We start from the raw sequence: 12,641 nt of genomic DNA, 5'->3' as shown, positions 1-12,641 counted from the left end.
GAATATTGAGTAAATTATTTTCACAATTGCGCGCACTAAAAGTGCGCGCAATTAACATAACATTAACATTTACCAGATAGAATCTTAATTACATTAAAAGCAAGCTGACAATAATTAAATGTATTCAATACCAACAATCCTAAGTAATCCCTGTCACTTACAAAACAATCAGTTTTAATTTTCCTTATTAGTTTCTTCACCTTGTCTTCAGTCAATTTTGTAGAGCTACAAATTTTTGATATCGTAAACCCATATGCATACAAATTAAATACCTTCCAGAAATCTAAATCCACTTTCTTTCTCATACAAAAGATATCATCAATTTCCACAGAGGCCCGAAAATATTCGTCACCCAAAGATAAAAAATTCGTGGATTCTAAAAAAAACACCCATCGCACAAATTTAACATTATTGACTGAGATGCATTCAATTAATATTGTTAGCAAACAACCTATTGATTTAACGTTCTTAAAAACAAATGGTCCCATTCCTGATAAAGAATTCAGCTCGGCGTTAAACAAGTCTAACCGAACATTAACTGGGATAGATGAAAACCATATGTTTAATTCATTGCCATTCAGGACAGTTCTTTCAAAAGGAGGACTCAAATAAATTAACTCCCCTTGAGCATCGCGTACGAAGGATTGACTTGATGAGATTGAAAGCAAATCCTCAAGATGATTGATGATTTCCGATTGACTGTACACCATGATTTGACTACGATCCATCGCACACATAGGTGCCTCCTTAGAAGGTTTCTATGGATAGTTGGTGTAGAGAGCTCTCATCTCTCTACACCAATGTTTTTTAAATTTTAAACTACATCCCAATTATAAAACCTACACTCAACAAAATCATCTAATATGAGCAGATCTTTACACTGAATTTTAAACCATCCTTAGAATAATCACATATACAATGAATGATTTCCTGCAAACTAACACTATCAGCTTCATTATTACGTAAAATCTTAAATTACTCTCCCTCAGCATCTTCATCAGGAAAAAAATTTCGCATGGCTTCCTGAACATCCTCCTGGATATTCAGAACCATACTCTTCCATTGCCACCGTGGATCATCTTTAACATGAGGACTCAGACACTCAATACCCAGAATTTTATTCACTGAAAATTGTGTTTTCACAACACTTTCAAGTAATGCTCTGTTGAATGCCATCTGGTTGAAACCAGACTCTTTACGTTCCATCTGAGCCTCATAAACACGTAAGCCTAACTCAAGTAGCATTGTCGATATACTTGAAAAGCTGACATCCTTATCTTTAGCCCCCTCCATTCTGCGTTTTTCTACAATCGCATTAATTTTCTCACACACCTCATCACTGGGGTAGGCCTGCACTTTACCCATCTCGCTCTCCTTATTAAAATTAAAACATTTACTTATTTTTCAGATTCCAGAACAATCGAACTCCTAACAATTCAATTCATGAATCGAATCATAAACCAAGCTTTAATTTTGTAATTCATTAAGCAAATCACATCACGAATTGAATTACAAGTCAATTCATCTCAACCACCTGATTTTAATATCATGAATCGCACTCAATTTACAATTGACTTGTTTATGAATCACTAGTGAATCACCACCAATTCATATATGTATTAGCTTATATTAAATTAAATAACTTAACCCCTCATAACTCACTGTTTCCAAATACCAATCTGCAAAATTTTAATTTTGCGTAGTGTGTGGTGATTTTGTGGTGAGGAGTGCATATATGTTGAGTCTCGGTCTTGGATGGGTTAAGGTTATTCCGGGATTTGGCACGGAGGGGAATTCATGAAGGGAGTAGCGTTTGGTATCATCCTGTCTTTAATACCATTGTCATCAATGGCAGCAGACTGCTTTGATATGGCTGGCAGGGATTACAAAATTGATCCGGATCTCCTGCGTGCTATATCATGGCAAGAATCACGATTTAAAATTGATGCGATTGGGCGTAATCCTGTTACGGGTTATGGATCAGGCTTGATGCAAATTGACTCGCAGCATTTCAACGAACTGTCGCGATATGGAATAAAACCGGATCATCTTCTTAGCGATGCTTGTCTTAACATCTACACCGGAGCCTATTATCTGGCTCAGGCGTTTAAAAAGTGGGGCGTTTCGTGGGATACAGTCGGGGCATACAATGCAGGCTTCAAAAAGACCCCGCGCCAGGCAGCAAGACGTTACGAGTATGCGAAGAAGATCCATTACTACTACACGGCTATCAAAGCAAGCAAACGAACTTCTTCTAAAGATCAGAAAATCGCCATGAACTAAAAAACCTTCTGATATAAGAAGGCTTGAATTTCTTAAAAATCTACGGCATCTATACCTGGATAATAATCGGCATCACTATCAAAATGAAAAAGCAGATACCCGCCCTCCCGGTGCATTAGTATGAGATTTTTGCGTAAAAATTTTGACACCCCACCTCTTTTTAGCGCCAGAAGATGGCGTTTGAAATCATACATCCTTATAACACAACCATAAGGTGTATCATGTATCCACTCTAAGTAACTATCGCAAGTTAGATAATTGGTTGTTGATGAAAGCACCTGAAGAACTCTGATATCACCTTCTTCCATATGTGAAATACTGATACAGACAGCTTTAAATTCAAACATAAGTATTCCCACCATCAAAACGCCGGACAGCTGCCCGGCGCTTATAATTAGCCTTTAAGAGTGCGGAATTTCTCCGCAATTAACCACAATGCCTTATTGAGTTTAACATCACCATCGATTGCTTTTACTGGCCGGGTTGTTGTTCTTTTCCCTTTTTCAGTTCGGCCAGGCAAACCGCCTTTAATCAGATTTTCCTGGACCCTTTGATATGTAGTCCAGATGTCATCTTTTTTATCTTCATAACGGCGCGGATGAATTATCTGTTCAATACTGACCGGAGATTTATTTTCATCTTCATATCGGTAGGTTAATGCAGCTTGTCCAAACAGACGCTGTTCTTCCTTGGTTAAGGCAATAGACTTCATGACATCAACGCCTTCAGTTATTTTATCGAAAATTCCCAGAACTTCGTAAGCACCTTCGATAACCCTTCCCACAATATCACCTTTATGAGGTACACGAATCTCACCAAACGACGTACCGCACACAAGGCCATTTGTGCATACAAAACGGAACATACCCGGGATCATTTGATAACTGGACGATCCATCATGCGAGTTAAGAAGAATGATTTCGGGTACTTCTGTTCCTTTATTGGCCCCTTCACGGCGAAGTCTTACCATATGCTTAGTATGCCCCCGTTTATCCTCATCCCTTACTCGTGACTGACAGGCAAAAAATGGCTGGAAACCTTCTTCACGTAATTTATCCAGCAGTGTAATGGTTGGAATATAGGTATAGCGATCACTACGTGAATTATGCTTTTCTTCTGAAAACACAGAAGGTACAACCTTGACTAATTCATCGTTAGTCAGTGGGCGTTCCTGACGAATGGAATGAGTAAGTCCAAATCGGGATGCTAAACGCATTTTTTTCTCCTTAATTAGATCTGAATTTTTTAAACCATCACCCGTTGAGTTGCCGGGGCCGCGGTTTTGACTTTGTGCGGGGACCTGCTGAACCTGCCCCTGGATATAACCTTCACCCGTTTGAGAGCCGTTCGCCGCAAGGGCGTAAACGAGCACAGCCCGGTGCAGATGTCCGGGGGTGAGCGGGAAATTTTTTTCGGCCTAATGAAGCGGCAGCGGAATGGCCGGGAAAAATTTATTGCGAAAGGCCCTACCGTCCCCTGGACAGCAAGACGGGTTGTGCTTGTCTCAGCCCCGGCGAATGGACTCAAACGGGTGATACGGGTACCAGGGGAAAGGAGCAGGCACCCGCCGCAACGACGGAACGCGCGGGCGCGAAACGGCGTTGCCCCGCAGAGTGCCGGCAGTCCTTCGCCGGCACGGTGAAAGCGGCGCGACCGGGACGGTCGCAGCAAGCGCTGCCGTTGACCTTGACGTCAGACATCAGACACTAGCCGTCAGGCCCGAAACCGCTTTGCGGGTTCGGCGGAGCTTACCGCGTCTTTTCGCGGTTAGCGGAGTGTGGCTCGACGACCGGACAGCGCAGCTGGCCGGGAGCCGAAGGTGTCCAGTATGGGTGTGCTTTTAAAGCCTTTAAGGGTTAAAAAGAGACATCACAGCAGAAAGAAGAAGAGAAAGCAGGAAGACAGGGGGCAGCAAACAGGGAAAACGCGGAAAGGAAATACGGGCGGCGCGTGAGCGCGGCCCGGTTTTCCCGGCGACGCAGGCGCGCGGCCTTTTAGCGCAGTCGGGCAGGTGATCCCCTGCCCTTTCGGTTATTTACGCGGCCTCCTGTATTCCGCGCAAAAAGTCCCGCATGGCCCTGAACCGGCGAAGATCTGCCAGTCGCTTTTCAAAGGCATTCAGGTAGTAAACCGGGGTATACCTCACCCGCCGGTACTGCATCGTGAGCGTGTTGCCCGTCACCACTTCCGCCGCTATCCCCAGCAGTGACAGCTGGATGAAGGCCATATCTGCCGCTACCGGATCGATGTCAATGCAGCTGCCGAACATGTGCATTGAGGGGTTGATATCGGCTTCAAGCAGGCACTCTGCATAGGCGATCAGCATCCCGGCAGCCCCACACGCCGGATCGCTGACTGTGGCAATCCCTTCCCGGCGGATAGTGTCTCTGACACCTGGCATTAGCATCCGCGCCATCAGACACTGCACTGAATACGGGGTAAAATACTGCCCGCGAAAATTATCGCCCAGCTCCAGCTCCATAAAAATAGCGCCGAGGAAATCATGAAATTTCGCCTCCAGCGCACACACCATCAGGCAGAACATTTCCTGCATGTTCGCGATGTCGGTGGCCCCGTACCGGGCGCAGATTTTCCGGCAGTTCTCCATGCTCTCCGGCGTTCGTATCCGGGCCATATCCAGCTCGCTGGCGGCAAGCGACAGAAAATCACTGAACACTTCCCAGCGCCCCAGATGGCGGCCCGTATCCTTAAATACGCGGATAAAACGGCTCCGGCTGTACTGCTCGCTCATCATACGCTGAACCGTGGGCACCATTTCCGCGATCTGCTGCCCTGCCTGAATGACAGGGCTGTTATCAGCGGCTTCTCTGGCCATATTGAACACATCGGCAAAACTCAGTTGTGACATGAAACATTCTCCGGTAATGCCGCCCCCTTCAGGGGGCGGCGTTTTTCACATCACGCGAGGCCGAGGCCAGCGTAAACCGCGGTCATGAACTGCTGCCAGTACTCCAGCTTTAAAGCGGGAACGCGGGCTCGCTGACCACTGCGAAGGGCATTTACAAACGCGTTCGCCTGTGCGACGATTTGCGGGTCGAAATTCATGGTTTAATCTCCATGTTTATTTTGTGTATGCCGGATGCAAACTTTTGCGGGTGTCACATCCGGCGTGGAATGAGCAGGCGAAAGCCTGCTTTTTTCATTTTTCGGTCAGGTTAAATCCCTCCTTAATGCGCGTTGTGATCTGCGCATGGCTCAGGTTACACACATCCCGCAGCCGGAAATATCTGGCTCCGTAGCGGGCATAGATCTCTGTCACGTCACCGCAAACCATCTCCTGCAGCATGAACGTTTCCCACTCGCCGTTCTCACTCGTTGACCAGTTGAGCGGATACATCAGGCCCAGCGCGTCATGGAATGTGTGAACGTCGATTTCTGAGGGGGCTTTTACCGCTGCTTTCTGCAGGCTCAACCAGTATTCGCGCTCTGCTTCTGCTGTAGCCAGCATTCCCGGATGGGCTGAGGATTCGGTGAGGAGTAAGTGCATGGGGTTCTCCTTCAGGTTAAGGGTTGGCAGTACCAAACCGCCACCCGATTAGGTCATCAGTAATCAGCTGCCAGCTCGCTCATAAGGTCGGCACATTCATCATGAGCACGTTCTTCTTCCGCCAGCGTCATCATGTAACCCCGTTGAGCCGCCGCGCCAATGAATACCGGACGATCTTTCAGCGGCAGCTTTTCCAGGTAAATCATAGCCATACTCAACAGACGGGACGCATAAATCTCGTAGTACAAACCACACCCACGACTTGCCTGTTTTTCCATACGAGCCAGCACCACATCAGCGCGGATCACATCGAAAGGGTTACGGGAATGAATGTTGCGCACAAAACAGTCAGTCCGGAGGGTTGTGCTTTCTTTGGTGGAGGGTTTTACGTTGACGTTTTGTATGCTCATCCTACTTTCTCCTCTGTCTGTTTTTCTGTCTTTTAAAACCATCACCCGTTGAGTTGCCGGGGCCGCGGTTTTGACTTTGTGCGGGGACCTGCTGAACCTGCCCCCTGGATATAACCTTCACCCGTTTGAGAGCCGTTCGCCGCAAGGGCGTAAACGAGCACGGCCCGGTGCAGATGTCCGGGGGTGAGCGGGAAATTTTTTTCGGCCTAATGAAGCGGCAGCGGAATGGCCGGGGAAAATTTATTGCGAAAGGCCCTGCCGTCCCCTGGACAGCAAGACGGGTTGTGCTTGTCTCAGCCCCGGCGAATGGACTCAAACGGGTGATACGGGTACCAGGGGAAAGGAGCAGGCACCCGCCGCAACGACGGAACGCGCGGGCGCGAAACGGCGTTGCCCCGCAGAGTGCCGGCAGCTTTATCGCCGGCACGGTGAAAGCGGCGCGACCGGGACGGTCGCAGCAAGCGCTGCCGTTGACCTTTCAGACATCAGACACTAGCCGTCAGGCCCGAAACCGCTTTGCGGGTTCGGCGGAGCTTACCGCGTCTTTTCGCGGTTAGCGGAGTGTGGCTCGACGACTGGCCAGCTTTGCTGGTCAGGAGCCGAAGGGGTCCAGTGTTGTTATGCCTTTCTTAACGTTCCAGGCGTTCGACGGTGGCCAGCAATTGCGGATAGGTCGCTGAGTAACACTTTTCGTACAGTGATTTAGCTGCGGGTATCCCTTCCAGATAATCATCCGAGTCCCGAATTTCCTGAGCCAGATATTCAATAAAGGCGGGTTCCACAACGGAGCCACTCAGCACATTAAGCAGAACCTGTGTTTCGTCGTCATCGAGAGGAAGGGCACAGGCCCGAACCAGATGCGCATAGCGATCAAAGATATTATTCAGCCTTTCAGTCACCCCTTCCCTGTGGGAGTTCAGATGTGCTCGCAGCTTAGGCGAAGGCGTGAAAGAGGGGTTGCGGGAGATCTCTTTTTTCATTGGTTATCCTCAGAATACTGGCCCGACATCATTAAGAATTTGCGCCGCTCCCTCACGAACTGTCGATACCATTTACGGGCAACACTGGCCAGATCGTCCTCAGAAGCGTCACAGTACAGCGTACTGCCCATAAACCCTCCCCCACGGCAAATCTGAGCACCTGTGTTACCAGAGTGTCCCGGGGACTCCAGGTGGACATAACCGCCACTCTCGGGTGCGTAAAAACTGAAAATTTCGCCGGTTTTACGGGATTTTATCGTGAAGTTCATGCTGGCTCTCCTTTGGCTCACCCGCGACTGCGCTTCGCCTCACTGAGTTAAGTGGAAAAATTGCTGTTCATTACACAATCAACTGTATGACAGATGTCATACATAATCAACAAAAAAAAGCCGGCTAACAATTGCGTTGATTCAGTCACTCCGGCAACATCAATAATTAACATCCACATAGCTATGGCAAATAACTGGCATGCAATTATCCTTGCGTTCATCATAGAACCACCTAATAAAGACACTGTTGCGGCCATAGCTATAATCCACATTCCAGCAAAAGCAGCAAAAATAGCTGAAATGCTGAACCCCAAAAATGTAAACACTATCGATTCACGCACGGTAAGCCCGTAAAATCCATAAAGCACTAAAATCACACAAATAAATACCACCATAAACTTCATCATAATCCCTCGCTTTCCTTTAAAATCTGCACACCCAACTTATTTCAATCTAAATTCATTAATCCATTGCCGTTTGATACATAACCCTTAAATCTCGCTGAGTTTAATATCATTTAACGGACTGTTTTACCGCTAAAATAATCAGGCCGAGCCTCCAGTTCTCTTTCGATGAGTTCATCAGCAAACAGTGGGGCGGTACGATATACTCTTTTCGCCAGATTGCGTCGGCGAGCTGCAGCTTTTTGTTCTTCACTCCAGCGACGGATCGGCTTGTCCCCACAAAAATCCAGGCACACAGCATACCCTGCCCCTGCCACCCACAAATCCATAACTGATGCTGGCGCTGGTTGTCCTTCCTCAACTTGTTCCGAAGCGAGCACCTCCACTCCTGGACACGGAGAAGGTAACTTCCAGCGCAGCGAATAGCGCCATGTCATCAATTATCCTCTGCAGATAAGTTTGTTTGGTACCAGCCAGCGCTCCCTCTCAAGGATGGCCTCTTCCGATTCCTGAACGATGAAACGGATTTCATGCATAACCTCATACAAGGGGGCATGAGCACAAAGGAGCCAGCGAAGATCCCTGAGAGATGTAAATCGCGTCTGCCAACGCCAGAAGGCCGGTTCAAGCTCACTCGCGTCAAACTCGTCGCTCCACCGGCGGTACCAGCTGTTAACCGTTTCCGGCGACTGGAAATTTAGCTCAGTGACAGCCTGCCCGAGCAAATTCTGGCGCAGTAGCCATGACTGTTCAACCTTCCGCGCTTCCCGCCGCATTTTGCGGGTGAATGCGATGTTCTGACGCTGAGTTCTCCGCTCTCCACGGGCGTGCCTCACCTCCGGGAACAGTTCAGACTGCACATCCTGCGACAATGGCAAAGGACAATACTCGCCATTGCTGGCAATCAATACATCCAGCGCTTCTTCCACCTGCTTCAGGTTTGAGAGTCGGTCCTTTGGATCACGATATAAGCCGGGAATGCGTCGCGCCACTTCGTTGTTAATGCGGCCGCTGCCCGTCAGCAGGCGCAAAAAAGTTCGCACATGTGGCATCGATGGCAGACGAGCGCCGCGCTGGCGAGCATCTTCCACAGTCATGATGGCCTGCAGTGCAGCCTGTCGAGCAGGTTGCAGGGTAACAAGGGAACGGGATGAATGGATCATTGTTCGCCCTCCTGTTTCAGGGTGTTGATGATGCTGGCAAATGAATATCCGTCCTCATCGAGGCGCGCGATAAGGGACAGCGCATGGTTAATCCGTTCCGGGTTATATCTGGCCATCGAGCAAACGACAGAGAAAGGCTGGCCTCCACGGGTAATAAAGACGATTATCCACACAGGACTGAGATCACCCGGACTGCATACTGCTACATCGAAATGGTCATGAGACGGGCTAAACCGGAGCTGGACAGGAAAGAACCCCCCAAATTCGGCCCGGTATTCCGCATTTACTGCCCAGCCATCCGGTACCGTTAAATCGCGCATGACTGCATGGCTCAGTTCACGACGAAAATCCTCACCGGCGTTACGATAGTCTTCCAGTTCTTCGGTAGACATGGTTTTCAGAACATCAAGATTCAGCACAGTTTTCATAGTATTGTCTCCCTGCTGCCGCCCCTGACGGGGCGGCTCTGGTTATCAGGCGGCGCAAGCCGTGTTGTCTTCGTTATCAGCATCGGTATCGGGCGTCGTTGTCGAACCCGATTTTTTCGTATCCCGTGGCTGCATCCAGCCTGGTACCCAGCGGGTGTCTGACAGAGAACGCTCTGCAAGGATCGCCGCATCTCCCTTTTTCAGCTTCGCCGCTTCGACGGCGACTGAATCCAGCCCAGCTTCCTGTAACGCCTCCACTATCTGGTTTTTACTGAGCAGGCCGAGGAAGTTTTCAGCAGTGGGCTGCCACCAGTCACGCAAATTGAATCCGATCGCCGTCTCCACCTCATCAAGGTTGCTACGGCTGGTATGCCCATGCTCACGGGTCTGAACCCCATCAACGGAACAGGCCGTGCAGAACGCCATCAGAGCCATCAAGGTCTGACCGTCCAGTGTGAAAAATGTGGAAAAGTCCTTCTTCCAGCCTTGCGGTAACAGGCCTTCAAGACGGTTTTTCTCCTGCATAAGAGTTTGCCACGCCAGACCGTCTTTTCCGGTCGGGGCTTCGCTGACCAACCCACTGTGATGAACATCCATCCGCATTACAAAGGGGTGACGGGTGGTAAGGCAGTATTCAAATACGCAGGAGCACAGCCGCCAGACCATCAGGGCCACTGCTTTCTGTGGCTGTTGTACCAGGGCAGCCTGAACAGCCAGTGTGCGTTCGGAAGACATTTTTTTGAGTAAGGGCAGACTGATCCCTTCTGCGGCATCCGGCTCTTTACGGTCGATCACATGCAGATCACGGCTGGTCGCCTGCGTAGCGGCATCCGCCTCCCCGGGCGTTTTAACCTTCTTCTGAATCCCGCGCAAAATGCAAAGCTCACCATTATGAAGACAGGCTACTACGCCACAGCTTGCCTTCTGTTCGTCAGTCCATTGACGGTGTGCCGCCTGACTTTCTATTTCGTCGATCAGAACCTGAATAGCGGCTTCATCCTCGTAGGTTTCCGTTGCCGCCTGTGTAGCGTACAACTCGTCGAGTCGTTGCTGTTCGTCCGGTGTGTACTGCGGTTCTGGCACAGGAAGCAGAAGGTAATTTTCACGATCTTCACCATAGTTCTGCAGTGGGTTTTCCCGCCCTATTGACCATGACCAGTCTTCGTTCAGTTCAATTGCCAGTGCAGCAGTCTCCAGTTTTTCCATAACCAGACGGTCTACGAGCACGCGATCTGCAGTACCGTCATTCTCCTCCTGGCTAAATAAATCTTCACGAACCACACCACCTGCTGCTTCGTAGGTTTCTCGACCAATGAAGACAAAGCGAGGATGTGTAACGGAAATTTCCGTTTCTGTAATTACCCGCTTGATGAGATGTGCCGAAACCGTGCTGTAAGCAGCTTTCACCTGTTCATATACCTGCACCTGACGCGCCTGATCACTTTCCAGACTCAGTGCCTGGCACTGCTCCACATCAAGGGTATTGTTTGCCAGCAGTTCGAGGATTTCCGGGGCGAGATGAGCCAATTTCAGCATGCGCTGAACGTGGCGACTTCCATACCCCAACTGGTCACCAATCTGCGCCGGGCTTTTCCCTTGTTCGGAGAGTTTGCGGAATCCGGCAATTTGTTCTGCCGGATGCATGGCCACACGCTGGTTGTTTTCCACCATTGAGGCCACAACCGCGAGTTCGTCACTAACCCGCTTAACGATCACCTGATACCCGGCATCGATGCGGTTTTCAGTGAGTAATAACTGCAGGGCTGCAAGACGCCGACCACCTGCAGCCACCCCTGACATACCTTCCGGGAGAGTATGCACAACCAGATTCTGAATCAGACCAATGGTCTCAATGGATTCAGCCAGTTCCCGGACACTCTCAACCGGGTACGGGATAGTGCGAACGTTCAGTGGCGATTTAATCAGCGCAGACAGCGGCACCAGTTCAATCTGTGCTGCTTCAAGCGCCTCTTTCAGAGCCGCTGCTTCGGCAGGTTTGACGTTTTTTTTGCTGGTTTTGACAGATGTTTTTGCTTTAGACTCGGTCACGGACATAATTGATACCTCACTGGATTAATGATTGTCTGCCGGGTAGTCCCCCTACCCGGCGCCTTCTTACTTCATTACTTCGTTTTACGGATGCCATAGAATTCGATGTAGCGGTTGAGCCAGTAGGCGGCCCCTTTTTCAAAATTCCACCCCCGCCAAATCATTTCACCGTCTCGACGAACAACCAGCCGGAAATGTGTACCCTGATCGTCTTCAATGGTGACATTCTGAAACTGTTCTGCCACCGCTGTGGCTTGTTCGCGTGTGAACGAGCCATCGGCGAGGCACTTAAGTAATGTGTTCGTGTTGTCTGTCATGGTTTTTCTCCTGTAAAAGCCCCTGCATCAGAGGCTTTTCTGCGTCATCAAAAGGGGATCTCATCGTCAAAATCGTGACCCGGATCAGGCTGCGAAGGTGGTTGCTGCGGAGCAGTGTTAGATTTTTTACCTGCAGCCTTACCTTTCCCTTTCGCTGCACCGGAGGTGGCAGGAGGTGGCGTTTGCGGATCAGATTGAGGCTGACTTTCACGGCGGCCGCCCAGCATCTGCATGGTGCCCCCAACGTTAACCACAACTTCTGTAACGTACTTCTCCAGACCAGATTGATCAGTCCACTTGCGGCTACGTAACTGACCTTCGATATAGACCTGAGCACCTTTACGCAGATATTCCCCGGCCACTTCGGCCAGTTTTCCAAACACAACAACACGGTGCCATTCAGTGTTTTCGCGCATTTGTCCATCCTGTTTGTCACGCCATGTTTCTGACGTGGCCAGGGTGAAATTAGCCACTGCGCCACCGGAAGGCAGATAACGAACTTCGGGATCTTGTCCGAGATAACCGACAAGAATGACTTTATTGACGCCACGTGTTGCCATAATGAATCTCCTTAATCTGTTGTTTTGCCTTTTAAAACCATCACCCGTTGAGTTGCCGGGGCCGCGGTTTTGACTTTGTGCGGGGACCTGCTGAACCTGCCCCCTGGATATAACCTTCACCCGTTTGAGAGCCGTTCGCCGCAAGGGCGTAAACGAGCACGGCCCGGTGCAGATGTCCGGGGGTGAGCGGGAAATTTTTTTCGGCCTAATGAAGCGGCAGCGGAATGGCCGGGAAAAATTTATTGCGAAAGGCCCTGCCGTCCCCTGGAC

The 12,641-nt window shown here is 49.5% G+C and carries 18 protein-coding genes; 1 reads left to right on the top strand and 17 read right to left on the bottom strand.

The annotated features are described in order from the left end of the window. Positions 1-62: 62 nt before the first annotated feature. Together KHQ28_RS21895 and traM are read right to left on the bottom strand one after the other, a co-directional pair. Complete coding sequence (locus tag KHQ28_RS21895; protein ID WP_004197737.1) at positions 63-737, bottom strand: hypothetical protein; 675 nt, start codon at positions 735-737, stop codon at positions 63-65. Between the two features lie 238 nt (positions 738-975). After that, positions 976-1,365, bottom strand: a complete 390-nt coding sequence (gene traM / locus KHQ28_RS21890; protein ID WP_004197733.1) for a conjugal transfer relaxosome DNA-binding protein TraM — start codon at positions 1,363-1,365, stop codon at positions 976-978. Positions 1,366-1,797: 432 nt separating this feature from the next. On the opposite strand from traM, the gene KHQ28_RS21885 reads away from it, so the two are divergent. Further along, positions 1,798-2,283: a transglycosylase SLT domain-containing protein gene (locus KHQ28_RS21885; RefSeq protein WP_022631514.1), complete on the top strand. Its 486-nt coding sequence runs from the start codon at positions 1,798-1,800 to the stop codon at positions 2,281-2,283. Between the two features lie 32 nt (positions 2,284-2,315). Here the strand turns inward: KHQ28_RS21885 and KHQ28_RS21880 are convergent, their stop codons facing one another. The 15 genes from KHQ28_RS21880 to ssb all read right to left on the bottom strand — a co-directional run bounded on the left by KHQ28_RS21880 (position 2,316) and on the right by ssb (position 12,371). Beyond that, positions 2,316-2,645, bottom strand: a complete 330-nt coding sequence (locus tag KHQ28_RS21880; protein WP_011977736.1) for a DUF5983 family protein — start codon at positions 2,643-2,645, stop codon at positions 2,316-2,318. A 32-nt stretch (positions 2,646-2,677) separates the two neighbouring features. Further along, positions 2,678-3,499, bottom strand: a complete 822-nt coding sequence (locus KHQ28_RS21875) for a DUF932 domain-containing protein (protein WP_004152492.1) — start codon at positions 3,497-3,499, stop codon at positions 2,678-2,680. 819 nt (positions 3,500-4,318) lie between these two features. Continuing rightward, entirely contained in the window at positions 4,319-5,152 is an 834-nt protein-coding gene (locus KHQ28_RS21870; RefSeq protein WP_004152751.1) for an N-6 DNA methylase, read from the bottom strand. Positions 5,153-5,202: 50 nt separating this feature from the next. Next, the gene (locus KHQ28_RS21865; RefSeq protein WP_004152750.1) at positions 5,203-5,349 is read right to left on the bottom strand and encodes a hypothetical protein; all 147 of its coding nucleotides are present in this window, start codon (positions 5,347-5,349) and stop codon (positions 5,203-5,205) included. A 94-nt stretch (positions 5,350-5,443) separates the two neighbouring features. Continuing rightward, entirely contained in the window at positions 5,444-5,791 is a 348-nt protein-coding gene (locus tag KHQ28_RS21860) for a hypothetical protein (RefSeq protein ID WP_004152749.1), read from the bottom strand. Positions 5,792-5,847: 56 nt separating this feature from the next. After that, positions 5,848-6,201 (bottom strand): hypothetical protein, encoded by a 354-nt coding sequence (locus KHQ28_RS21855; RefSeq protein ID WP_023179962.1) that lies wholly within the window; start codon positions 6,199-6,201, stop codon positions 5,848-5,850. 629 nt (positions 6,202-6,830) lie between these two features. After that, a complete protein-coding gene (locus KHQ28_RS21850) occupies positions 6,831-7,181 on the bottom strand; it encodes a hypothetical protein (RefSeq protein ID WP_004153414.1) in 351 nt (116 codons plus the stop codon). Next, positions 7,178-7,450, bottom strand: coding sequence for a hypothetical protein (locus KHQ28_RS21845; RefSeq protein ID WP_004152661.1), 273 nt, complete (start codon positions 7,448-7,450; stop codon positions 7,178-7,180). The genes KHQ28_RS21850 and KHQ28_RS21845 overlap by 4 nt, the downstream gene beginning before the upstream one ends. A 47-nt stretch (positions 7,451-7,497) precedes the next feature. Then, positions 7,498-7,857: a hypothetical protein gene (locus tag KHQ28_RS21840; protein ID WP_022631513.1), complete on the bottom strand. Its 360-nt coding sequence runs from the start codon at positions 7,855-7,857 to the stop codon at positions 7,498-7,500. Between the two features lie 110 nt (positions 7,858-7,967). Further along, entirely contained in the window at positions 7,968-8,291 is a 324-nt protein-coding gene (locus tag KHQ28_RS21835) for a hypothetical protein (protein WP_004199367.1), read from the bottom strand. 3 nt (positions 8,292-8,294) lie between these two features. Continuing rightward, positions 8,295-9,017 carry a plasmid SOS inhibition protein A gene (locus KHQ28_RS21830; protein WP_022631512.1) on the bottom strand — a complete coding sequence of 241 codons (723 nt, stop codon included), beginning with the start codon at positions 9,015-9,017 and terminating at the stop codon, positions 8,295-8,297. Next, the gene (gene psiB / locus KHQ28_RS21825; RefSeq protein ID WP_004152657.1) at positions 9,014-9,445 is read right to left on the bottom strand and encodes a conjugation system SOS inhibitor PsiB; all 432 of its coding nucleotides are present in this window, start codon (positions 9,443-9,445) and stop codon (positions 9,014-9,016) included. Before psiB ends, KHQ28_RS21830 begins: the two co-directional genes overlap by 4 nt. A gap of 45 nt (positions 9,446-9,490) precedes the next feature. Further along, positions 9,491-11,500: a ParB/RepB/Spo0J family partition protein gene (locus KHQ28_RS21820; RefSeq protein ID WP_004152656.1), complete on the bottom strand. Its 2,010-nt coding sequence runs from the start codon at positions 11,498-11,500 to the stop codon at positions 9,491-9,493. A 68-nt stretch (positions 11,501-11,568) separates the two neighbouring features. Beyond that, entirely contained in the window at positions 11,569-11,811 is a 243-nt protein-coding gene (locus tag KHQ28_RS21815) for a DUF905 domain-containing protein (RefSeq protein ID WP_004152655.1), read from the bottom strand. A gap of 47 nt (positions 11,812-11,858) precedes the next feature. Then, positions 11,859-12,371 carry a single-stranded DNA-binding protein gene (gene ssb / locus KHQ28_RS21810; protein WP_004152654.1) on the bottom strand — a complete coding sequence of 171 codons (513 nt, stop codon included), beginning with the start codon at positions 12,369-12,371 and terminating at the stop codon, positions 11,859-11,861. Positions 12,372-12,641: the final 270 nt, after the last annotated feature.

This window comes from Klebsiella sp. 28 (genome assembly GCF_018223905.1).
Classification (GTDB): domain Bacteria; phylum Pseudomonadota; class Gammaproteobacteria; order Enterobacterales; family Enterobacteriaceae; genus Klebsiella; species Klebsiella pneumoniae.
This window is presented reverse-complemented; position numbering and strand designations above follow the sequence as displayed.